The sequence below is a fragment of the Leuconostoc sp. C5 genome (genome assembly GCF_056530425.1).
In genome coordinates this window covers 123,453-147,500 of the sequence record NZ_CP134351.1, presented here as the reverse complement: position 1 = coordinate 147,500, position 24,048 = coordinate 123,453, and the positions used below count along the sequence as shown (strand labels likewise).

Sequence of the window (24,048 nt, the reverse complement as noted above, 5' to 3'; positions counted from 1 at the left end):
TGATGATCTGACGTCGTCCCCGCCTTCCTCCGGTTTGTCACCGGCAGTCTCGCTAGAGTGCCCATCTGAATGCTGGCAACTAACAATAAGGGTTGCGCTCGTTGCGGGACTTAACCCAACATCTCACGACACGAGCTGACGACGACCATGCACCACCTGTCACTTTGTCTCCGAAGAGAACACTTCTATCTCTAAAAGCTTCAAAGGATGTCAAGACCTGGTAAGGTTCTTCGCGTTGCTTCGAATTAAACCACATGCTCCACCGCTTGTGCGGGTCCCCGTCAATTCCTTTGAGTTTCAACCTTGCGGTCGTACTCCCCAGGCGGAACACTTAATGCGTTAGCTTCGGCACTAAGAGGCGGAAACCTCCTAACACCTAGTGTTCATCGTTTACGGTGTGGACTACCAGGGTATCTAATCCTGTTTGCTACCCACACTTTCGAGCCTCAACGTCAGTTGCAGTCCAGTAAGCCGCCTTCGCCACTGGTGTTCTTCCATATATCTACGCATTCCACCGCTACACATGGAGTTCCACTTACCTCTACTGCACTCAAGTTAACCAGTTTCCAATGCCATTCCGGAGTTGAGCTCCGGGCTTTCACATCAGACTTAATAAACCGTCTGCGCTCGCTTTACGCCCAATAAATCCGGATAACGCTCGGGACATACGTATTACCGCGGCTGCTGGCACGTATTTAGCCGTCCCTTTCTGGTATGGTACCGTCAAACTAAAATCATTTCCTATTCTAGCTGTTCTTCCCATACAACAGTGCTTTACGACCCGAAAGCCTTCATCACACACGCGGCGTTGCTCCATCAGGCTTTCGCCCATTGTGGAAGATTCCCTACTGCAGCCTCCCGTAGGAGTTTGGGCCGTGTCTCAGTCCCAATGTGGCCGATCAGTCTCTCAACTCGGCTATGCATCATTGTCTTGGTAGGCCTTTACCCCACCAACTAACTAATGCACCGCGGATCCATCTCTAGGTGACGCCGAAGCGCCTTTTAACTTTGTGTCATGCGACACTAAGTTTTATTCGGTATTAGCATCTGTTTCCAAATGTTATCCCCAGCCTTGAGGCAGGTTGTCCACGTGTTACTCACCCGTTCGCCACTCACTTGAAAGGTGCAAGCACCTTTCGCTGTGCGTTCGACTTGCATGTATTAGGCACGCCGCCAGCGTTCATCCTGAGCCAGGATCAAACTCTCAATTTGAAAATTTGAAGATTGCTCTTCGATTAAACTGACTATATTTCGCTATATCTCTATAACGTAATCCGTTTATTGTTTGTTACGAATTGACTTCGCAAATTTGTTTTTGTTACTTTACGTAACAGCTACAGATTCGTTTGTTCAAAGTTTTGTTCAGTTTTCAATGTGCTACTCGTTGTCGCTGAGACAACTATATTATCCTACCACGCTCGTTTCGCTTTGTCAACTACTTCTTTTAAGAAGTTTTCGTCGACCTCACTGCCCTTACGCTCTCGCTCCCCCTTGCCTCGCAACGCTTTGCGTCGCTTCGCTCCGTCGGAACATATACTAATATACCAACTTTATTCCCCCTCGTCAACTACTTTTTTTACTTGTTTTTTATCTCTTTCCTTCGTTCGCTTTTTATCCCTTTTTATCCCCTTACTTTACCTCCTCATTCGCTTTATCCGCCCCTTTTTTACCCCTTCCCTCCTTTTCGTTCTTTTGCCTTTACCTTTACTTAATAAATAAAAAAAGCCATCAGCAAGCTGATAGCTTTTTTTATTTATGCCAACGTTGGCCTTGTGGTGTATCTTCTACAAATATACCAACTTCTTTTAACTGATTACGTAACAAGTCTGATTCTTCAAAATCATGCGACTCACGAGCTAATACACGTTTATCCAATAATTCGCGTTGCTTCGTTGTAAGTTCTTCGTTACCATCCAATCCCTCAATACCAAATACAGATAATAAATCGGCAATTGTTCCTAATAAATGCTGAACAGTATCAACTTTTACAGTGTTACGCTCAGTGTAGGTATTCCCTATACTAACAAGTTCAAAAATAGCTGCAAGCGCGTTGGGCGTATTAAAGTCATCATCCATCGCCTGGTCAAACGCTTTCTTTTGCACTTCAATCAATGTCTCAACATCTTCATCCCCACCAGGTTCCGATGTTTCCGCTCGAAACATCAAATTTCTATAAGCTGTACGGATGCGTTCTAATTCTAAACGTGCTTGTTCTAAAGTGCTTGCTTCATAGTTAATTGGTCGCCGATACTGCGTTGTGGTCAATAAGTATCGAATGACCATTGGATCGTCATAAGTCGCTAGCATGTCATGTAGCGTTGTAAAATTACCGAGAGATTTTGACATCTTTTCATTATTAACATTAACAAATCCATTATGCATCCAATAATTAACAAACTTTTGTCCCGTTCTGGCCTCAGACTGCGCAATTTCGTTTGTGTGATGTGGAAATGCTAAATCAATACCGCCACCATGGATATCAATTGTATTCGACAAGTACTTTTGCGCCATAACCGAGCACTCTATATGCCAGCCCGGACGACCATTCCCCCATGGAGACGACCATGAGATAACACCTTCCCGTGGCTCATTTTTCCAAACAGCAAAATCAATCGGATCCTCTTTACGAATAGTCTCCTCATCATTCAAACGACCAGCAGCATTAGCTTCCATCTCTGCCAAATCCTGATGAGCTAAAATACCATAGCCCTTGAATTTCTTAGCACGGAAGTAAACATCCCCTTCGGACTCATATGCATAGCCTTTATCAATAAGATCTTTTACGAATTCGATGATCTCTGGGATAACTTCTGTTGCACGTGAACGCACCGTGGCAGGTTTAATATTTAATGGCAGAGTATCTTCATCAAAGGCATCAGCATACTTATTAGCAACCTCTAGTTCAGAAATGCCTTCTTCTTGCGCACGATTAATAATTTTGTCGTCCACGTCAGTAAAATTCGAAACATAATTGACTTCATAACCACGATATTCAAAATAGCGGCGCACTGTGTCAAAAGCAATGGCTGAGCGAGCATTCCCAATATGGATATAGTTATATACTGTGGGGCCACAAACATACATGTTTATTTTGCCAGCAGTAATTGGCTTAAAAACTTCTTTTTCACGTGATAACGTATTGTAGACGTAGATCATAGTTTGCTCCCTTTATAATAGAAAAATTATTATTACTTAGTATTATACATGAGCTGCAAACATTTTGGCATTATTCCTCAGTACGAATGGATACTCAAAATCATAATAAAAAACGCCGAGCATTCCTCGACGTTTAGATACCTATGCTAAATATTTTTCTTTCACATCGCGCATTGTCTTCAGAACAGTGTTCTTATCCAACAATGTCAACATTTCTGGTAAATTAGGCCCTTGGACTTCGTGAGTAGTCATAATACGAATAGGATTCCATAAGTTACGGCCTTTTATTTCTAAGTCGTTTTGAATCGCACGAATTGTACTCATATAGTCGGCCGGAGTTGCATCAGTCGGCAAGGATTCATATGTTGATTCCCACGCAGCTGCCACTTTACGGCCATCTTCTGAAGTCAGGTATTCAACCATTTCATCTGTTATATTGCCCAACTCAAAGAAAGGTTTGCGAACTAGCTCAACAATTTGACGCGTATATGATATACCATCAACGCCAGCGACTTTAATAACTTCTGACAACCACTTTTTCTTATCAGCAGCATCATCTGCAGATATCAAATGAGCATTGACGAGCTCTTGAATAAGTTGTGGCATAACAGCATCCGTATCACGACGCATCCATTGGTTGTTGACCCATTCTAATTTCTTTTGATCGAACTTAGCATTTGCTTTGCTCAAACGCTTTTCATCAAACATTTCTTTGAATTCTGACAAACTAAAGATTTCATCTTCACCCTTTGGTGACCACCCCAGCAAACCAATAAAATTAACCATAGCTTGTGGTTGGTAGCCTAATTCCTTGTATTGTTCAACGAACTGCAAGAGATTTTCATCACGTTTAGACAATTTCTTACCAGTTTCTCCATTGATAATCAAAGCCATGTGTCCAAACTTTGGCACATCCCACCCCAAAGCTTCATAAATCATGATTTGCTTTGGTGTATTTGAGACGTGGTCATCTCCACGAAGAACGTGGGAAATTTTCATCAAGTGGTCATCAACGACAACCGCAAAATTATAAGTTGGCATACCATCAGCTTTTTGAATGACCCAATCACCACCAACTTCTTTAGCACCAATCTCGATATGCCCTTTAACGATGTCATCCCAAGCATATACCTGCTCTTCTGGTACACGGAAACGCACTACCGGCTTTAATCCTTGTGCTTCAAATTCAGCATATTTGGCTTCACGCTCTTCGTTAGTCAAACCTTCATATTCATAAACATAATGCGGCGCCTGCTTAGCCGCCTGTTGCGCTTCACGTTCAGAGGCGAGCTGTTCTGACGTTTTGTAAGACTTGTACGCTTGCCCACTAGCTAATAGTGCATCGATAAATTCTTGATAAATACCCTGTTCATTACGTTCTGATTGACGATAAGGTCCATAAACGCCTGGTTTTTCTGGGCTCTCATCCCAGTCTAAACCTAGCCAAGCTAAATTTTCAAGTTGTGATTTTTCGCCATCAGCAATATTACGTGCTGAGTCAGTATCCTCAATACGAATAACGAATGTGCCATTGTAGTGGCGTGCAAATAACCAATTAAAAATAGCTGTTCGTGCATTCCCTATATGCAAATGTCCCGTTGGTGACGGCGCATAGCGAACACGTATGTCTTCTGTCATGAATCAATAATCTCCTATGTATGGTATTTAGTACCGTTTTGTCTAGGTACTAGTATACAACACTCATGATACTAATTTCCAATCACTATATCGTGTTTTTATGGACGTAAACTTTTTGCAAAAAAGCGAATTTGCTTTTCGTAGAAATCTTCTGGTTCAGTAATTAACTCAGGATTGTCATAGCGAATCGCAGTCAAAAAATAACCGAAATTCAACCATATGACATTCATAACCGCTGCTTCCACATCTACCGACTTTTTTATTTTATTTTGTGCCCTCATCTCTGTAAAATACTGCAGTAAGATTTTTCTGAATCGAATTGGTATTTCTTCGACCGCATGACTCACTTTTGGCATTCGAAAAGATTCTTGAAGGCCTATCAAAACAACTTCTTGATGTTTCTCCTGAAACTCTTGATACGTTCTTGACATATTGATTAGGTCAGTCTCAATATCACCCGTCACAACCAGTGCATCATCAAAAATAGCAGCCAAATCATTGAGATGCCTATCAATCACAGCTGATAGTAACCCTTCTTTGTCTTTAAACTTTCTAAAAATTGTACTAGGATTGACATTCGCTTTTTCAGCAATTTTGTTGATGGTTGCCGATTGATAACCAACTTCTATCAACAATGTAATGAACGCATTTAAAATTAAATCGTATTTTGATGGTTGTTTGGACATGTTTCGTACCTCTTCTTTAGTTATATTATCATATTCTCTTTTGAAAGACAGACTATTTTTAGTATGCACGCAACTACTTGCATGCAAAACGAATAAGTGCTACTCTATTGTCAGCAAAAGAAAAGGAGTTCCACATGAGTTTCAAAAAATTTATTGTCAGCAAGGGTGTCATCGGAGCGCTCATTATCGTGCTATTCTACGGCTTATTGATGGTTGGCATTTATTTTTCAGGGTATAAAGTCGTGCCCAGCAAAATAAACCAATTGCCAGTTGCCATTGTCAACCAAGATAAGGACAGCACTACATTAAAAAAACAACTTAAAAAAAGCTTGCCGTTTAAACACGTCAAAACTGATTTGAATATGAAACAGGCTAAAAGTCAATTGAACGATCGCGAAATTTATTTAATTATTGATATTCCAAAAGATTTCAATGCCAACCTCAAGAAAATAGATGGTCAATCTAAAGGTGAACTTAAGTTTTACATCAACTACGCCAATCCTATGACATCAGTTTCAGCCATGGAAACTGTCGCCAAATCAGTCGGTAATCATGTTCAAAAAAGTGTTTTACTGCAGCAAAGCAAGGGGGTTCTAACAGCCACCGAATTGTCACAATTAGAATCAGAGACAAAATCATTAATCACAGCTAATCCAACACAAAAAGACGCTATTTTACAAAAAGCTGAACAAACAAAAAGCACTGCTACAGCAAAAATAAATCAAACCTATGCAAACGTTGCTAATTCATACAATTACAGCATTGTAAAAGTGAATAAAGCACCTTCTGGTATGCAACATAGCATGGCTCCGTTCTTTATGTCACTAGCTTTTTATATTGGTTCCATGATTGGCGCCATGTTAATTGTCGTTGCATACAAGTCATTTTCACCATTAATAGGTCGCTGGAAAGCATACACTTATACGGAAATCGCTATTATCTTAATTTCAATGATAGCACCGCTGTTAATTGTTGCATTAAGCAAAAGTATGCTTCATTTTGATAGTAATACCTATTGGCAACTGTGGGTTAACCATTCTATTGAGTTATTTGCATCATTGAATGTCAACCTAATCTTCTCATTAATTTTTGGACAACTTGGTATTATGATCAATATGCCTTTCATGCTGACTCAAGTCGTTTCAGGGGCCGGTCTCATTCCACGCCCAATCCTGCCTGATTTTTTCAAGGTCATGAGTAACATTTCTCCTTGTTTCTATTCAATTCGTGCAGATTACAACATTTTATACGGCGGCAATAACACACACACCCTTTGGCTGCAACTTCTGACCATTGGCATCGTAGCTATTATTATTCACCTAGCTATTGTTGCTTTCCAAAAAAAGAGCACACCGCTGGTACAACCTTCATAACAAAAAAGGACCTTTCTAGGAAGGCCCTTTTTTATGTTTAGCTATTTAAAAATGTTTACCCAAATGGATTTTTGTTTGGTCACTGGCACGTATTTTATCATGGGCGTAGTAATGCCCATTTTCATCGACTTGTTTTAAAAGCTGCCAAAGTAGGTGCCCCCATTCCCAAGATAACCAGCCAACCATACCCGTAACTAATGCCGAAAACAATACCAAAATCATTGCTATCCATTCTAGTTGTTCAAAGACAATTCCCATCAAAAAGAACGTGACTGCTGATCCGATAAGAAAAAACAGCAATAATGCACAAAATATCATTACCCCGACGAAAAAACGTACGCTGTAAGCTTTCCCTTTCTCAACATGTTCATAGAGAGCACAATTGATGTCAGTCAACCCTGTTAATAAATGCTCTGACATGATCATTCTCCTAAGGCAATTTTAAGCGCCTCACTTAATGTTGTTACTCCAATAACTTGAATACCTTGAGGTAATTCGACGCCATTTAAATTATTTTTAGGAACAATAGCACGCTTAAAGCCCAATTTTTTAGCTTCTTTTAATCGTCCTTCAATATCTGCTACGCTACGGACTTCGCCAGTTAGACCAATTTCGCCAACAAAGACATCACTTGGCCTTGATTCTTTATCATGATACGAACTAGCTAGAGCAACAGCAATCGCTAAATCAATTGCTGGTTCATCAAGTTTCACGCCACCTGCTGCCTTTAAATACGCATCTTGATTTTGTAATAATAAGTTAGCGCGTTTTTCTAATACAGCCATAATCAATGACACACGATTCCTATCGAGGCCTGCTGCTGTACGCTGTGCGTTACCAAATACAGTCGGCGTTACTAAGGCTTGTAATTCAACCAAAATAGGTCGTGATCCTTCTAACGCGACCACAATTGCCGATCCAGTGGCACCAGATAAACGTTCTTCTAAGAAAATCTCAGAGGGATTAGCTACCTCTATCAAACCGCCATTACGCATTTCAAAAATACCTAATTCATTTGTTGCGCCAAACCGATTTTTAACCGCACGCAGAATGCGGTACTTATAATTACTATCTCCTTCAAAGTACAATACTGTATCAACCATGTGCTCCAGAATTTTTGGCCCCGCTATGGCGCCATCTTTAGTCACATGCCCTACTATAAATATAGAAATATTATTAGTCTTAGCGATTTGCAACAGATCGGCTGTCACTTCTCGAATTTGTGACACTGATCCAACAGCCGATGAGACATCAGGTTCTTGCATGGTTTGTACCGAGTCAATAACAACAAAATTCGGTTGTAATTCCTCAATCTGCTTTTTCACGGCCGTCATATCCGTTTCCGGATATAAATAAAACTCATCGTGCCCAACGCCTAAGCGGTCGGCACGCAGTTTCACTTGTGTGGCAGACTCTTCGCCGGTCACATATAGTACCCGTCCTTCTTGAGCAAGTTGTCCAGATACTTGAAGTAGTAATGTTGACTTGCCAATACCAGGATCACCACCAATCAAAACCATCGAACCTGGGACAACACCACCACCTAAAACTCGGTTTAGTTCTTTAAGCTTAGTTGCTACGCGCGGTGTCTCTTCAGATGTAATCTCGTTTATTTTTTCAACTTTAGCATTGCGTCCATCTAGACTCACACGACTTTTACGATCATTTGATTCTGGTTGGATTTTTTCTTCAACAAGCGTGCCCCATTCACCACAATTTGAGCAGCGTCCTAAATACCGCGCCGAAACAAAACCGCAGTTGGAACATATAAATTGTGTTTTTACTTTAGCGATATCCTAGTCCTTTCATTTAATTCGTTCTAACATAATGATAAAAGATATTATTGCCCTGTTGAACCAAAGCCACCCTTACGATCTGACTTTTCCACAGCATCATCGCCATCAGCTAATAAATAGGGCAAAAATATGCCTTGACCGATGCGCTCACCTTTTTTAATATGGGCGTCTTTAAGGCCAAAATTAATAAACTGAAAGAAAATTTCCCCTTCATTACCCTCATTATTATAATAATCAGCATCTACGATACCAACTGCATTAGGCATCATTATCCGTTTTTTAATAGGTCCACTTGAACGTGAAACAAGTTGCAAGTATTCACCTTCCCCCATGTAAGCTTTTATACCCGTTGGAATAAGTACCGGTTTAAGCATATCTTGCAAATCTTCATTATCACGTAGCTTTGAAAGTTTCCCAAGCGATAAAATATTAAGTCCCTTGAAAAAATTATTACTCAAAACGCTAGGGATAGTGATATCCACTGCGGCTTCAAAATCATAACCTGCTGCTTGCTGTGTGCTGCGCTTTGGAACAGTAATATTCTCGTCAGCATATTTGCTAACAATCTCAAATCCACGTGTCATAATAAGTACACCTCTTCATAAATAGTTTATCCCTTATTATACGATATATTGTCTTTATTTTAAAAAATATACGTTAAATTATAAAATGTTAGATGGATTAAAAAATGGTCAGAACAAGTAACACAGACAAGCACAAATTATGTTAGTATCATAGGTAAATAGTAAATTTTCACGCACTCAATTAAATACCGCTAATCATTATGCTGTTATAATAAAACGAGAGGAAATTATTATGGAATTCCAACACGAAAATGGTCGTTATTTCTTGGAAAAAAACGGCAAAGTTATAGCTCAGATTACTTATACAGTAATCAACGAGGGGCAAACCTATTCAATTAATTCAACCGTAGTGGATCCATCTCTACGTGGGCAAGGTGTTGCTAAAAAATTGTTAGACACGATTGTTGCTGATGCGCGTGCCAAAAACATGACAATAAAGCCCGTTTGTCCTTATGTAAAAGAAGCATTTTTACGTTACCCCGACACTTATCAGGAGATTGAGTACAAATCATGAGTTCATCACAGGATTTACAAAAAATTATTGCAGGTCGCCGCGCCGCCGACTTTGTTCAGGACGGTATGGTAGTGGGCATTGGCTCTGGATCAACAATTGCTCAAGTCATTACCGCTTTAGGTGAACGCGTGGCCAATGAAAATTTAAAAATCGTCGGCGTCCCTACTTCTGAAAAGACAAGGCGCAATGCTGCAAAACTAGGGATCCCGATGTACAACGTTGATGATGTCGATAAAATTGATCTTACAATTGATGGAGCTGACCAAATTTCGGATGATTTCTCAGCCATTAAAGGTGGCGGGGCCGCGCTTTTATGGGAAAAAATCGTTGCGTTTAACTCTCGTGAGAATATCTGGGTTGTAGACAGTAGCAAACGTGTATCCAAACTAAATCAGTATTTGCCAGTCGAAATTATTCCATATGGATCTGACCAATTATTTAAACGCTTTACTGCAGATGGGTTCCATCCTACTTGGCGTTTAGATCAAAATGGCAACCCTGTACGTACAGATTCAGCAAATTACCTCATTGATCTACATGTTCCCGTTATCGAAGATCCACGTGATTTGGGTCAAGAATTAATTAATATGGTCGGTGTTGTAGAGCACGGTCTGTTCACTGATGTTGTTAACCGTGTAGTCATTGGTAGTGATGATGGCGTTGAAATTATTGAAGCACCGTAAAGGGTGCTTTTTTCTATATCAAGAAAGAAAAATATGGTGTCATAAAACTTAACAAATAAAATTGGTATAGTTATTTTTTGCGGTAAAATATTCTCATAACCAGTAAGGAGAAGCAATATGCGCACAGAATCAGATTCACTCGGCCAAATCAACGTACCCAAAGATGTCTACTACGGGGCACACACTCAACGTGCGCTAAATAATTTTCCAATTTCAAAAGAAACAACCCATCCAGAAATCATTCGAGCCTTTTTAGAAATTAAACAGGCTGCGGCACAAACAAATGCTACATCTGGTAATCTAGATCGAGCTGTTGCTAAACATATTGTTGATGCAACAAAAATTTTGTTAAGTCAGCCAATCGATCTTACAATGTTTCCAATTAGTGACGTTCAAGGTGGTGCTGGTACAAGTACCAATATGAACGTCAATGAAGTTGTTGCTAATACAGCTCTTGAGCAGGTAGGCCGTGCACGTGGTGAATATGGCTACGTTAACCCAAATGACCACGTTAATATGGGTCAGAGTACCAATGATACTTATCCTAGCGCAGGAAAAATTGCTCTTATCCGACTACTCGAACCACTTTTTTCAGAATTAACATTATTGGTAGACGCTCTTGGTAACAAAGCCGACGAATTTTCAACAACTTACAAAATGGGTCGTACACAGCTACAAGATGCTGTGCCCATGACCTTAGGAAATACCTTTCATGCTTGGTTAAAACCACTTCGTCGAGACTTTAAACGTATCGAAGCCGCACGCAATGAGCTATATACATTAAATCTGGGCGGATCAGCTATTGGTTCCGGTATTAACGTAAGTTATCATTACCAAGTGCACATCGTTCCTAACCTAGCTAGCATAACTGGGCTTCCACTTGAGCAAGCCCATGATTTATTTGATGCAACTTCAAACTTAGACTCCTATGTTGCCCTGTCTGGTTCATTAAAAAATTTAGCAGTTAATCTATCTAAAATGTCTAATGATCTACGCTTACTCAGTTCTGGCCCACGTTCGGGATTACATGAAATTAACTTACCTTCAAAACAAGCAGGTTCATCAATCATGCCTGGTAAAGTTAATCCAGTTATTCCAGAAGTTGTCAATCAAGTCGCCTTTGAAATGATTGGTTTTGATACCACCGTTACGGCAGCAAGCGAAGCTGGTCAATTAGAATTGAATGCATTTGAACCCATTATCTTCAAAAGCTTAATCACTGGCATTGAACATCTCCAACAAGCTATGAATACTCTACGCATCAATGCCATTGACGGCATTACAGTAAACAAACATCGCTTGTCACAAGACATTGATTTGTCGGTGAGCTTTGCAACCGCGATGGCGCCAATAATTGGCTACAAAGAAGCCGCTAAAATTGCTAAAGAATCTCTGCGCACTGGAAAATCTTTGCGTGAAATCGCTGAAAAGAAAAATAGATTTACTGAAAGTGAATTGGCACATATTTTCAAGGTTGAAGATATCGTTATTAATGCTCGAACACCAGAGCATGGTCTAGTACTGCACGCGCCAAAAACAACAGTATAAACAAATAAAAAAGACGACTAAGTCGCCTTTTTTATTTGTTTAATAAGTCTAGTGTTGGTTGATGTAAGTCACCATTGAAATATTTCACTAATACTTGCTGATACAAATCAGGTGTTTCTGCAACTTGTGCAAACAACGTCACACTGGCATGAAACTTTTCAGCGTCTACTTGTCCAAATATGGCAACTGGATCTGATGATTCAATAGTCGATACAATTTTTAAAATTTTCTCCAAGCGAGTACGTAATTCATCATCTGCTAGATACTCACGAGCCTCTTTGGCATTTTTGATACCGTAATACGTCGCACGTTCACTTGTTCCTAGCCCACGAAGTTGTGGTAATACAAACCACATCCAATGTGTTCTTTTTTGACCGGCAGTCAATTCATTAATTGCATCCTCATACGTATTCACATCAGCAATGCGACCATCCTGCGCATCCAAAAAACGCTGCAGTTCACTATTGATGGTTAACAATTGTATTTGTTTCGTTTCTTGGAATTGACGATATGCCTGATACACTGCTCGACCGGAAAAGGTTAAATGAACATGATCAATTGTTTGCGGTGTCATCCATTTTTTCCCGTCAATCTCTGTATCGTCTATCTTATCTAACTCTTCTGACCATTTTGTCAGCAAAAACACATTTGTATAGAGCTTAACCCGGTCACCATTAGGATATTGCGTACGATAGTTTTCTCCTGAAACAGAACCAATCAATTGCAGATCTTTTGCATTCGCACGAATGCCAGACTCTTCCAAAGCTTCTCGTGCTGCATTTTCTTGCCATGACATTTCTGGCTCAATATAACCACCTGGAAAAGCCCAACCATCAAAATCACGGTTATAAATCATCAAAAGTTCACCTTTTGAATTGGCAATTACCACATCTATCGTAGGCATCACGAGCTCAAAGTCGTGCCCAATTTTTTCGCGTATTTTAGCAACATAAGAATCTTGATAAGGCATTATTTTCTCCTCTACACATTGAACTTATTTAATATTGATGCGATATCTTTAATCATTAAGGTGATTGTCCCATCAGCATTATTGACAAATTCAACTTTACTCAAATCCTGGTAAACATGAACAGGAATAGAAATTTCAATTCCAGAATCGAGTTTAAATTTTTGTGTTCGATACTTTTTCTCATACTTCTCGGAATTAACAACCGAAACTTCCGTTGGCAATGATTTTGCAGTCAGCTTTTCTTGATATTCTTTTTTAGCCGTGATGTTATCACCAAACACCTTTTCTGCAATAACATCTGTGCTAATACTACCCGTCTCTGCTAAACTATTATAAATCACTTCCTGCGTTGCAGCCAGTACCTCATGTTCTGGCTCATCATATTTTTCAGCAATATTTTTAATTGTACGCTTAATGACTTGGATATTTTCTTTTGCTGAAACTTCAGGTTTTATTTCCAAAAAATTTTCTGAAAAATAAGGCACACGATGCCCGTCAATCAATTGTTTCTTTTCCAACAATTGATAGCTGCCATCATCGACATTTACCAAAATAGCTTCATCAACTGTTTGCGTTGCAGCCGGTAAAATTGACTGATTAAGCACCAAGTTATTCACCATCTGGTCATCTTCGTACTCTACTGCGTGAGCATAACGAGCGCCGAAATTGAGTTTGATTAATCCAAAGATTGGCCCTTCATCAATTGTAGCCTGAAAACTTAACAAATCACCAGCTGGAATAGACTCACTAGCAGAAATCGTATCAAATAATTTAGTGGCCATTTGTGTCGTTACTTCCGGAAAATCCGATTGTTTAATCATCTTGTCCAGATAACTATCTGGCAATAAATTTCCTGTCTTGATGTCACCTTTATAGATTTTATTAACCAGCTTTTCAATATATTCATGAACGCCAACATTGTCGACGTTCATTTCTCCTTGCGATGCAATGAGACTACCTGTATTCGTGTCCAGTATATGGAGAATTGCATGTTGAATAATCATGTAGACATCCTTTAGTTTAATGAATTCATTATACCATGCTGAATAAATTGTTCATTGAAAGCAAAATAAAAACCACGTTTTGTACACGAACGTGATTTTTTCAAACATTAGTTAGTAACCGCAGTCTTCTCAACAACAGCCGAGATGACAACTTTGCCATCAACCAAGTCTGCGCTTAAGGATTTTTCACCTGGATTATCCAAATAGAAATCCGTTACTTGGTCACGAATTTGTTGCTCAATTACTCGACGCAATGGACGTGCACCTAGGGCTTCATCATAACCATCTTCAATCAAGTGATCCTTAACTTCGTCAGACACATGTAATGTCAAGTCTTTCTTAGCCAATGTCTTATTGACATCATCTAACATCAAATCAACAATTTGCTTCAAATCATTCTTAGTCAACGTACTAAATTCGATCACACCGTTAAAACGGTTCAAGAACTCTGGACGGAAGTATGGCGCCAACTTAGCCATCAAATCCTGATCTGCATCACTCGAGTTGTGTCCAAATCCAGCGTTAGATGTTGCAATAATGACCGTGTTCTTGAAGTTAACGACGTTTCCCTGACCGTCTGTTAAGCGACCATCGTCCATCACTTGTAATAACAACGTTAGTACTTGTGGATTGGCCTTTTCAATTTCATCAAGGAGAATAATTGAATAAGGATTACGGCGAACTTTTTCAGTTAGTGTGTTGCTATTGTCATCATAGCCAACATACCCAGCGGTCGTACCAATTAACTTAGATACCGCTGTCAAATCCGAATACTCACTCATATCCAAACGAACAATGTTATCTTTGCTACCAAACATGTCCAAAGCTAGTTGCTTTGCTAACTCCGTCTTACCAACACCAGTTGGACCGACGAACAAGAACGAACCAATTGGTCGGTTTCCTTCATCAAATCCCGCGCGGTTACGACGAATGGCTTTAGCGACCATACTTACGGCTTCATCTTGACCAATAACTTTACCAGCCAAACGATCACCAATTGTCTTCAAACGTTCGATATCTGACGCACCCATCTGTGCCACAGGAATACCAGTCAAACGTTCTACTGATTCGGCCACATCATTAGGCGTTGCCTCAACCTTTTTAGCTTCGTCAGCGCTACCAACTTTCTTTTCCAAATCAGCAATCTGGTTCTTGTACTTTAGAGCGGCCTCATAGTCTTCATCAGCAACAGCCTTTTCTTGCTTTGCTTTAGCATCGCTCATCTGCTTCTCTAAACTTACCTTATCTGTTACTGGGTTCTTAGCTGACAGGTGAGCCGCTGTCATGTCAAGCAAATCTATCGCCTTATCTGGTAATGAACGTTGTGGAATATACTGTACTGCATAGTCAACTGCTGCCTTTAATACGTTTTCAGGCAATGAAACATGGTGATGCTTTTCATACAACTTCGCAATCCCCTTCAAGATTTCAAGCGTATCCTTAGGTGATGGTGCATTCACAGTCACTTCATTAAAACGCCGAGCTAGTGCAGCGTTCTTCATAATCGTGTTACGATATTCATCTTGCGTTGTCGCACCAATTAATGAAATTTCACCACGACTCAAAGCTGGCTTGATAATATCAGCTAGTCCTTTACCGCCATCTTCGCCACCGGTTGAACCAGCTCCCAAGATTTGATGAATCTCATCAAAGAACAAGATAACGTTGCCTGCTTGTTTAACTTCTTTCAAAAGGTTCTGGATATTTTCCTCAAAAGCACCACGGAATTGAGTACCAGCTTCAAGGCTAGAGATATCGATACTGTAAATCTCCTTGTCCTTAATTGCTGCTGGGACGTCCCCATTAACAATCGCTTGTGCCAAACCTTCAACCACTGCTGTCTTACCAACACCAGCATCGCCAACTAGCACTGGGTTGTTCTTTGTACGGCGTCCTAAAATTTCAGCCGTTTCTTGAATCTCTTTGTTACGTCCAATGACTGGATCAAGCAAACCGTCGCGAGCCTCTTTCGTCAAGTTACGTCCAAGCTTTGCCAGCATTCCTTCCTGCTTTACTTGTCCAGGTTGCCCAGCTTGTTGTGCTACTGGCTGACCGTTTGTAGCATTGGATGCTTGAAGACCTTGTGGTAGTTTCCCAGTCTGTCGATATTGAACAAACTCTTCCGGCGTAACCTCGCGACCGTTAATCAAATAACGACGGTTCTCAGAGTTCATGCCGTTCATATTACCCATCATGTTATTAAAAATGTCATTCATGTCTGATCCAAATGGATCATTGAAAAAATCATTGTTAGCCATAGTCTAAAATCTCCTTTTAGTTTTCTATGTGCTTGTGCTTACCCCAAGCACGTTTATCATTCATCAAAATAAAGTTTTTCTAATTCTCGTAACACTTCCCACATTTGTTTATGTTGCACCTTAGCCAGAGCATCTAAATCACGCATGTTTAGGCTCGTGGCATCTGATTGTGTTTTGTTAAACGACTTGTGTATCGTTGTGTATCCATAACCAGATTCCTTTGCTACGCGGTAAATTGTTAGTGAATTATCATCTAAGTAAGCCTTTATATCAAATCTCATTACTAATCGCCATCCTATTCAGTCTGACCTCGTACGCGATTGTGTACAAACTCGTTAATAAAGTTTCTGCGTTTAATCATTTATCCACATCTCCTTTAGCTCGAGAGGTCTCTGAGGCACATCTGCTACTTTTTCTGTTCCTCTCTACATCTATATTATACCACACATTTGTTATAACACAAATGTGATATATAAATACAAAATATTAAAAAATACATGTTCTTTCAATCTTCTTTTATGAACATGCTAAACTAGAACATATTGGAGAGAATTATGTCAAAGACACCGTATCAACTTACGTTACCTGATGAAATTGTTAGCGAGCTGCATTTAAAACACAATCAACCACTAAATCTCACGCTTAGAAACGGACAATTGATCATACAGCAGACAAATAATCCTAATGAACGTCAAACATTGTCGTTGCGACATTTTTTGATTCCTTCTATGGTGATGGCAATCATTTTCACAATTTATGCCGTGGAGGAAAAAATGTTTCGTATCCCTTTGGGTGGCGACAACTCTATCGCTAGTGCCGTCATTATGTTAAGTGAGATCAGCGGAATTTTCATGTTCCTTTTAATATACTTTCAGCAACAACGACAACAAATTGATAAGCTGCGTCGTAAAACCAGTTGGCGCGTCTTACCAGCTTTAACCGTAGCTTTTGCTATTATCTTAGCTTTTGTGACATCAGGATTCTTTTGGGCAATTAATTACTTATTTCAAACCGCATCGTTTGATTTATTCACGTCAATTGCGCTATTTACTATGTTTAACGGAATCATTAACTTTTTAATGATTTATTCAGCGTTATCAATCTCTACCTTATTCATTACTTCAATTTTTGTAATGACTATCATTGGCGGTGTACTAACAGCGATGGTTACAAATAGCTCGCGTATGTGGTGGCAATATAACCTAAGTTTTTTAGGAACTGATAATGCGCTGGACTCTTGGCAGTTTAACGCCACTTTAATTCTAGCTGGGTTAATCTGGTTGGCGTTAGTAGACTATCTATTCGTTCCTTTACAAAAAATTCTGCGTCACAACCGACGGCTCATTACGTTGCGCATATTGCTAAATTTATCGGCTTTGTCATTAGCTGGTGTCGGTCTGTTTCCAAACAACGCTGGACGTCTTCATATTTTGCATGACCAAATGGCCAATTTTTTAATCTACTTTATTTTAATTATGATGTTGGGCAACCGCTGGCTACTACCAAATGCACCGCGTGAATTCGAAGCAACATCCTATATCATCTGTGCAATCCTAGTAACCAGTATGATTTTATTTCAATGGGTAGGTTATCTGTCTCTAACAACCTTCGAGATTGTTGCCTTTGTGTTGGCTTTAAGTTGGATACTACTACTATTTCAAAACATTTATCGACTCTATTATCACACTTATCAAACATTCGTAGTCCCCATCTCCTGACTTTTCATGCTATCATGTTATGATGGTTACATAATAATGAACCTTGGGCATTGCAATGCAGAAAGATGAATATGACAGAACAAAACAAGCGACCTTATCAAAAAAGTCGCAACAATAACGGTAAAAAACCATATTATGGTAAAAACTTCGATCCCCGTAAGTCTGGCGCACCAAGAGGCAACACGAGTGAAGGTGTCAACGTACGTGTTGGCCAAAACTTCCCGTTAACAATCAAGCGCCTCGGTATTAACGGTGAAGGAATTGGCTACTTTAAACGTAAGATTGTATTTGTACCTGGCGCTTTACCTGATGAAGTGGCTGTTGTAAAGGTTACTGAAGTAGAACCAAAATATATCGCCGCTAAAGTCTTGAAAATACGTGAGAAATCTCCGGATAGAGTGAAACCGCTTGATGAATTCGCAGATAGTGTTGGTGGATTTGAATTGGAGCATATGAATTATCCAGCACAATTACGCTTCAAAAAAGATGTACTCGTTCAATCGCTTGAAAAATTCCAACCGAAGGGCTGGTCTAATTATGACATACGTGACACAATCGGCATGGATCATCCGTATGAATACCGTAACAAAGCCCAATTCCCTGTGCGAAAAATTGGCGATAAACTGAGTGTCGGTATGTATAAACGTGGTAGCCATGATTTGGTTGATTTACCGGTTGTACATACACAAACCCCAGCCACGATGAAAGTCATGCGTACCGTTCGTGAGTTACTCGATAAATTATCTGTCTCAGTCTACAATGAAGATAAAAATCGTGGTACGGTAAAAACTATTGTTGCTCGTGTATCTCAGACAACCAGCGAAGTTCAACTAACATTTATCACAAACACAGATGGATTCCCAGGTGATACCGCACTGATTGAAGCAATCAATCAGGCCCTACCAGAAGTTACTGGTATTTTTCAAAATTATAATCCTGGTCGTACTAGCCTCGTTTGGGGCGAAGAGACACTTAAGCTTTGGGGTAAGGACTACATCGAAGAAAAGGTTCTCGGGAAAACATTCCAATTATCACCACGTGCTTTCATGCAGTTAAATCATACGCAAATGTCCGTAGTTTATAACCAAGCCTTGGCAGCACTTGATTTGACGCACGCTGATAAACTAGTCGATGCATATGCTGGTGTAGGTACAATTGGTCTGTCCTTAGCTGACAAGGCTGGCGAAGTTCGTGGTATGGAAATTATCCCCGAAGCAGTTGATGATGCTAATCAAAATGCTACTTTAAATCATATTAGTAATGCTCACTATGAAGTGGGTACGGCTGAAAAACTGTTTCCTAAATGGCAATCAGAAGGATGGATAGCTGATGCATTAGTTGTTGATCCACCACGCACAGGTTTAGACACTGCACTGCGTCGAGAAATTTTGCGCACACAACCTGAAAAGTTTGTGTATATTTCATGTAACGCCTCAACTTTGGCTCGTGATTTGGTTGATTTATCAAAAGCCTACCAAGTTGATTACATTCAAAGTATTGACATGTTCCCTCAAACTGCCCGTTGGGAGGGCGTTGTTAAATTAACAAAACGTCAAAAATAAAAAGACCTTACTTAATTGTAAGGTCTCTTTTTTTAAAACTGATCTTTCAACAATTGACGAATTTCTGCCAAGCTTGGTTGGCGAGGGTTTCCCGGCGTGCATTGGTCATTGTAAACTAAGTCAATCATCTTTTCTAACTTTGTATCAAAGTCATGCTTTGAAACACCGTTGCCAGATAGTGTTTGATTGACACCCACTGATGCAGCCAACTTCTTGATTTCTGCAATCAATACATCGACCAATTCAGCATCTGTTTCACCTTTCAAACCTAAGTAACGTGCAATATCAGCATAATCTTTTTGTGCTGTATAGGTTTCGTAACGTGGGTATGGTGTGCGCTTTACATTTCCTGTTACCGCATTAAACTTAATCACATGTGGCATTGCAATAGCGATTGCCATACCGTGAGGTAGTCCGAATTCTCCACCAGTTTTGTGTGCTAGTGAGTGGTTAAGTCCCAAGAAGGCATTCGCAAATGACATACCAGCCAATGTTGACGCATAGTGCATCTTTGTGCGTGCATTCTGACCTTCCTTAGTTGGGTGTTTAGGATCATAATTGTATGAATTTGTTAAGTTATCAAAAATCAACTTAATAGCTTGTAATGCCCAAGGACGTGTGAATTCAGAAGCCATCACTGAGACATACGATTCCAAAGCATGTGACAAAGCATCTAATCCTGACCAAGATACCGTGTGTTGTGGTACGGTCATAACAAATTCTGGATCAACAATAGCAACTTCCGGTGTCAATTCATAATCGGCTAGTGGATACTTTACATGTGTTTCATCATCTGTAATAACGGCAAATGGTGTGACTTCTGATCCAGTACCTGAAGTTGTTGGAATCGCAACCATTTGTGTCAAACGTGCGTGGTAAAACTTAACGATTCGCTTACGAATATCCATAAACTTTTGTTGTAGTTCTAAGAATAGATCTTTAATCGCCTCGTCATCTTCTAAAATTCCTTCATGGCGTGTCGAGTATTCGTACAAGAACCGACCAATTTTACCAGCGTCAAGTGCCGAACCACCGCCAAGTAAAATAACTGTATCTGGTTTGAAGTCTGCCATTTGGCGAGCAATTTCAACAGCTTGTGACAAAGTTGGGTCAGGCTTAACTGAACCATAGATATTTGTTTCAACCTGTTCTTGACGTAACTCAAGTTGGCCTAGTACTTTGCCAACAAATCCGAACTGAACCATACCAGGATCAGCGACAATAAATGCACGGTTTATAGTAGGCAAGTCTTGTAAGTAAGTAATGGCATTGGCTTCGTAGTAAACTTCCTTAGGTAAACGAACCCATTGAGGACGATTACGGCGGCGAGCCACGGTCTTAATATTAAGTAAGTCGTATGTTGATAAGTTATGAGACAATGAATTCTTCCCCCATGATCCGGTACCAAGTGTCAACGATGGACGCATAGCATCTGTATAAATATCTCCAACACCACCGATTGAGTCAGGTTGGTTAACCAAAATACGTGATGCACCAATAGCGTCAGCATACTCTTTAATGAACGGATCATCTTGTGAACCAATTTGAATTGCTGCGTTGTGCCCCGCGCCTTGATAGTTTAACAAGGATTGAACAGTCTCAATAGCTTCTTCACGCTTCTCAACTTTATAAATTGAAAGTAATGGCGATAACTTTTCAGAAGATAACGCTTCACCTATGTTCTTCTGATCTAATTCGAACAAAAGTACATCTTTACCATCAGGAATCTTTACGCCTGCTTGCTCAGCAATCCAACGTCCTGACATACCAGCAACAGGACCAGCAATACCAAATCCCTCTGCGTTAGGCTTAAAGACATAATCAGCAATTTTCTTGTAGTCTTTCTTAGGAACAAGGTATGCACCTTGTTCTTGTAACTTAGTTAAAATTTCGTCATAGATTGGTGCTTGAATAACGGCTGAGTTTTCTGTGGCACAAATCATGCCATTATCGAAACGCTTTGATAACAACAAATCGGACACGGCACGATCTGTGTCAACAGTTGCATCAATATAAACTGCACCGTTTCCAGCACCGACACCCATGGATGGATTTCCTGACTTCAAAGCTGCATTAACCATTGATGGCCCACCAGTAGCTAGAATTGAAGCAATGTGAGGATTTTGTATCAGCGCACTTGTTGCATAAAGTGAAGGCTTTTCAATCCATTGGATAAAGTTTTCCGGTGCGCCTGCTTTAACAGCAGCATCATAAACAATTTTTGCAGCAAGAACCGATGCTTTTTGAGCCTGGGGATGGAAAGCAAAGATAATTGTGTTACGTGTCTTTGCTGTCAACATTGATTTGAAAATAGTTGTTGACGTTGGATTTGTCGTTGGGACGATTCCAGCCAAAATACCAAGTGGGGCTGCTAATTCTACCTTACCTTGAATCTTGTCTTCACTAATAACACCCACAGTCTTATCAAACTTAATAGCGTTATAAACTGATTCTGAGGCGAAACGATTTTTCGTATCCTTATCTTCCACAACCCCACGTCCAGTCTCGTCGTGAGCAGCATGGGCTAACAGAAGTGAATTCTCAGAACCTGCCAAGGCCATAGCTGCAACAATTTTATCAACTTGTTCTTGCGAAAATGTTGAAAATTCAGACAATGCCTTTTGTGATTTTTCAATCAATACCTCAGTCATCTTCTCAGCTTGTGTTTGTAATTCCGCTTTTTCTTCAGGGGTCAAAACCTTTTTTGCGGGTTTCTTTGCAATTGCTTCTGCCATAATCTTTGCTCCTTTACTTGCTCATTTATTAACAATATAAGTATATATCATTCTTTTTTAAAAAGCAACCTTTTTTGAATATGTTTATTAAACCCTTATTTAAAAGCTTTTGTTAGCGCTAACATAATAATATATATATTGTATAATAAATCACATATTTAGATTAGTGCACAAAAAAACACCCCAATTAAAGAAATTGAGATGCATTTAAAGTTATATATTGAATTTAACTAAATACCATACCACCATCAACAATTAATGTTTGGCCTGTCACATAGTTTGAATCTGAGCTAGACAAGAAGGAAACCACATTTGCTATATCTTCCGGTTCACTTAGTCGTCCTAAGGTGATTCCTTCTGAAAATTGTGCCATTCCCCATTCATCGTCTTTACCAGCGTTCACGCTTACTTCATGAGCAATATCTTCCATCATCGGTGTTTTCACAATTCCAGGCGCAAATGCATTTACTGTAATACCAAATTCTGCTAACTCTTTAGCTGTTGTTTGTGTAATACCGCGAATGGCAAATTTTGTTGATCCATAGGCAGTCAAATTAGCATTTCCTTGCACACCAGCTTGCGATGTTGCATTAATGATTTTGCCACCATGACCAAATTCCTTGAAGGCTTCTGTCGCAGCTTGTGTTCCCCAGACAATACCATTAACATTAATGCCCCATGTCCAGTTCATATCATCTTCCGTTACTGACATGATTGGTGTCGTAGGCGCAACACCCGCATTGTTAACAATCACATCAAAACCATTGAACTTTTCTTTCGTTTCTTTGACGGCTGCAAAAACTTCATCACGTTTAGCCACATCAGCCTTAATAGCAATGGCTTCACCACCATTTTCATTAATTTCATCAGCTACTTTTTGTACTTTTTCAATATGACGTCCAACTAAGGCAACCTTAAACCCATCTTTTGACAATCGTTCTGCGATTGCCTGTCCAATTCCTTGACCAGCTCCAGTTACCAAAGCGACTTTATTTTCTGACATTGTTTTTTTTCCTCACAATTTTCTAATGCATATATTCTATACCTTAATTGTGATTTTGTAAACTATCTTTAAGCACCTTTCTTAATGCTATAATAAGAAGATAATCAACTAAGGAAAAAATTACACAATGTACTATATAGATGGTCAATTTTATCAACTGGGATATAAACAAAAAATTAGTTTCTTTTTTATCTCTTTAATCATTAACTCATTTGGTAATGGATTAAGTGTGGCTAGCGCCATGGGTTCGGCCCCATGGACTGCAAGCGCCGCTAACTTATCTAACACCACTGGCTGGCAAATTAGTATCTTTTTAGCTATTACAGCTGTTTCTGTGGCATTCTTAAATATGTGGTTAGCCATGCGTATCAATTGGTTACGATTACTCGGCAATATTTTCTTCGGTATGGCGTTTAGTATTTTAGTTGGCGTATTCGCCAATTACTTTGTCTCGCTGGGCATTCGTCAACTTAGTTGGTGGTGGCGTATTCCTCTTGACTTGTTTGGTATTTGGACAATTGGCGTGGCTATTTCCATATACCAGCGTGTTAATTGGATTCTTCACCCCTTAGATGACCTGACGAATATCTTACGCTTTGATTATTTCCGTGGCAATGCTAGTAAAGCTCAAATGAGTAATTTCGCTGTTGCAATTGGTATTTCGATTATTTGTCTCATCATTAGCCATCAAATCGTGGCGCTCGGTATTGGCACTGTCATGTCCTTCCTTTTACAGGGACGTAATATTGCTTGGGCGGATCGTCATATTTTCAAACGACTTGTTCATGGTGATATCACCGGTGCATCATAATAAAAAGAA

The 24,048-nt window shown here is 39.8% G+C and carries 19 protein-coding genes and 1 rRNA gene (1 of these 20 cut by a window edge); 7 read left to right on the top strand and 13 right to left on the bottom strand.

Annotated elements, in window-relative coordinates; translation table 11 throughout:
- The 4 genes from RHP56_RS00780 to RHP56_RS00765 form a co-directional block, all read right to left on the bottom strand.
- Positions 1 to 1,212, bottom strand: a 16S ribosomal RNA gene (locus tag RHP56_RS00780); it reaches 339 nt to the left of the window's first position.
- Positions 1,213 to 1,749: 537 nt separating this feature from the next.
- A complete protein-coding gene (cysS, locus tag RHP56_RS00775) occupies positions 1,750 to 3,156 on the bottom strand; it encodes a cysteine--tRNA ligase (RefSeq protein ID WP_014324200.1) in 1,407 nt (468 codons plus the stop codon).
- 141 nt (positions 3,157 to 3,297) lie between these two features.
- Positions 3,298 to 4,794 (bottom strand): glutamate--tRNA ligase, encoded by a 1,497-nt coding sequence (gltX, locus tag RHP56_RS00770; RefSeq protein WP_042252391.1) that lies wholly within the window; start codon positions 4,792 to 4,794, stop codon positions 3,298 to 3,300.
- Positions 4,795 to 4,892: 98 nt separating this feature from the next.
- The gene (locus tag RHP56_RS00765) at positions 4,893 to 5,480 is read right to left on the bottom strand and encodes a TetR/AcrR family transcriptional regulator (RefSeq protein ID WP_011679118.1); all 588 of its coding nucleotides are present in this window, start codon (positions 5,478 to 5,480) and stop codon (positions 4,893 to 4,895) included.
- Between the two features lie 134 nt (positions 5,481 to 5,614).
- Between RHP56_RS00765 and RHP56_RS00760 the strand changes: the two genes are divergently transcribed.
- Entirely contained in the window at positions 5,615 to 6,853 is a 1,239-nt protein-coding gene (locus RHP56_RS00760) for a YhgE/Pip domain-containing protein (protein WP_462794712.1), read from the top strand.
- A gap of 45 nt (positions 6,854 to 6,898) precedes the next feature.
- Here RHP56_RS00760 and RHP56_RS00755 read toward each other — a convergent pair whose 3' ends face one another.
- From RHP56_RS00755 to RHP56_RS00745, 3 genes are read right to left on the bottom strand one after another with little or no spacing between them, the layout of a single operon-like run.
- The gene (locus RHP56_RS00755) at positions 6,899 to 7,273 is read right to left on the bottom strand and encodes a hypothetical protein (RefSeq protein WP_147011368.1); all 375 of its coding nucleotides are present in this window, start codon (positions 7,271 to 7,273) and stop codon (positions 6,899 to 6,901) included.
- Positions 7,274 to 7,275: 2 nt separating this feature from the next.
- Positions 7,276 to 8,646 (bottom strand): DNA repair protein RadA, encoded by a 1,371-nt coding sequence (gene radA / locus RHP56_RS00750; RefSeq protein WP_071951759.1) that lies wholly within the window; start codon positions 8,644 to 8,646, stop codon positions 7,276 to 7,278.
- Between the two features lie 47 nt (positions 8,647 to 8,693).
- Positions 8,694 to 9,233, bottom strand: a complete 540-nt coding sequence (locus RHP56_RS00745; protein ID WP_011679115.1) for a dCTP deaminase/dUTPase family protein — start codon at positions 9,231 to 9,233, stop codon at positions 8,694 to 8,696.
- 232 nt (positions 9,234 to 9,465) lie between these two features.
- Here RHP56_RS00745 and RHP56_RS00740 point away from each other — a divergent pair, with 232 nt between their 5' ends.
- The 3 genes from RHP56_RS00740 to RHP56_RS00730 all read left to right on the top strand — a co-directional run bounded on the left by RHP56_RS00740 (position 9,466) and on the right by RHP56_RS00730 (position 11,978).
- Positions 9,466 to 9,747, top strand: coding sequence for a GNAT family N-acetyltransferase (locus tag RHP56_RS00740; protein WP_011679114.1), 282 nt, complete (start codon positions 9,466 to 9,468; stop codon positions 9,745 to 9,747).
- Positions 9,744 to 10,430: a ribose-5-phosphate isomerase RpiA gene (gene rpiA / locus RHP56_RS00735; RefSeq protein ID WP_002816154.1), complete on the top strand. Its 687-nt coding sequence runs from the start codon at positions 9,744 to 9,746 to the stop codon at positions 10,428 to 10,430. Before RHP56_RS00740 ends, rpiA begins: the two co-directional genes overlap by 4 nt.
- A gap of 117 nt (positions 10,431 to 10,547) precedes the next feature.
- Positions 10,548 to 11,978, top strand: a complete 1,431-nt coding sequence (locus RHP56_RS00730; RefSeq protein ID WP_010292838.1) for an aspartate ammonia-lyase — start codon at positions 10,548 to 10,550, stop codon at positions 11,976 to 11,978.
- Positions 11,979 to 12,009: 31 nt separating this feature from the next.
- Here the strand turns inward: RHP56_RS00730 and RHP56_RS00725 are convergent, their stop codons facing one another.
- The 4 genes from RHP56_RS00725 to RHP56_RS00710 form a co-directional block, all read right to left on the bottom strand.
- Entirely contained in the window at positions 12,010 to 12,948 is a 939-nt protein-coding gene (locus tag RHP56_RS00725) for a DUF1810 family protein (protein WP_462794711.1), read from the bottom strand.
- Positions 12,949 to 12,959: 11 nt separating this feature from the next.
- Entirely contained in the window at positions 12,960 to 13,952 is a 993-nt protein-coding gene (locus RHP56_RS00720; protein WP_462794710.1) for a nucleoid-associated protein, read from the bottom strand.
- Positions 13,953 to 14,059: 107 nt separating this feature from the next.
- Positions 14,060 to 16,210 (bottom strand): AAA family ATPase, encoded by a 2,151-nt coding sequence (locus RHP56_RS00715; RefSeq protein WP_462794709.1) that lies wholly within the window; start codon positions 16,208 to 16,210, stop codon positions 14,060 to 14,062.
- A gap of 56 nt (positions 16,211 to 16,266) precedes the next feature.
- A complete protein-coding gene (locus RHP56_RS00710) occupies positions 16,267 to 16,491 on the bottom strand; it encodes a hypothetical protein (RefSeq protein WP_011679110.1) in 225 nt (74 codons plus the stop codon).
- A gap of 273 nt (positions 16,492 to 16,764) precedes the next feature.
- On the opposite strand from RHP56_RS00710, the gene RHP56_RS00705 reads away from it, so the two are divergent.
- The gene (locus tag RHP56_RS00705; protein ID WP_011679109.1) at positions 16,765 to 17,928 is read left to right on the top strand and encodes an AbrB/MazE/SpoVT family DNA-binding domain-containing protein; all 1,164 of its coding nucleotides are present in this window, start codon (positions 16,765 to 16,767) and stop codon (positions 17,926 to 17,928) included.
- Positions 17,929 to 17,999: 71 nt separating this feature from the next.
- Complete coding sequence (gene rlmD, locus RHP56_RS00700) at positions 18,000 to 19,490, top strand: 23S rRNA (uracil(1939)-C(5))-methyltransferase RlmD (RefSeq protein WP_050895327.1); 1,491 nt, start codon at positions 18,000 to 18,002, stop codon at positions 19,488 to 19,490.
- Positions 19,491 to 19,522: 32 nt separating this feature from the next.
- Here rlmD and adhE read toward each other — a convergent pair whose 3' ends face one another.
- Positions 19,523 to 22,225, bottom strand: coding sequence for a bifunctional acetaldehyde-CoA/alcohol dehydrogenase (gene adhE / locus RHP56_RS00695; RefSeq protein ID WP_462794708.1), 2,703 nt, complete (start codon positions 22,223 to 22,225; stop codon positions 19,523 to 19,525).
- Positions 22,226 to 22,451: 226 nt separating this feature from the next.
- Positions 22,452 to 23,228 (bottom strand): (S)-acetoin forming diacetyl reductase, encoded by a 777-nt coding sequence (locus RHP56_RS00690; protein WP_010290041.1) that lies wholly within the window; start codon positions 23,226 to 23,228, stop codon positions 22,452 to 22,454.
- A 127-nt stretch (positions 23,229 to 23,355) separates the two neighbouring features.
- Here RHP56_RS00690 and RHP56_RS00685 point away from each other — a divergent pair, with 127 nt between their 5' ends.
- On the top strand, positions 23,356 to 24,039 hold the full coding sequence (locus tag RHP56_RS00685) for a DUF6198 family protein (RefSeq protein ID WP_011679106.1): 684 nt from the start codon (positions 23,356 to 23,358) through the stop codon (positions 24,037 to 24,039).
- The last annotated feature ends 9 nt before the right edge of the window (positions 24,040 to 24,048 follow it).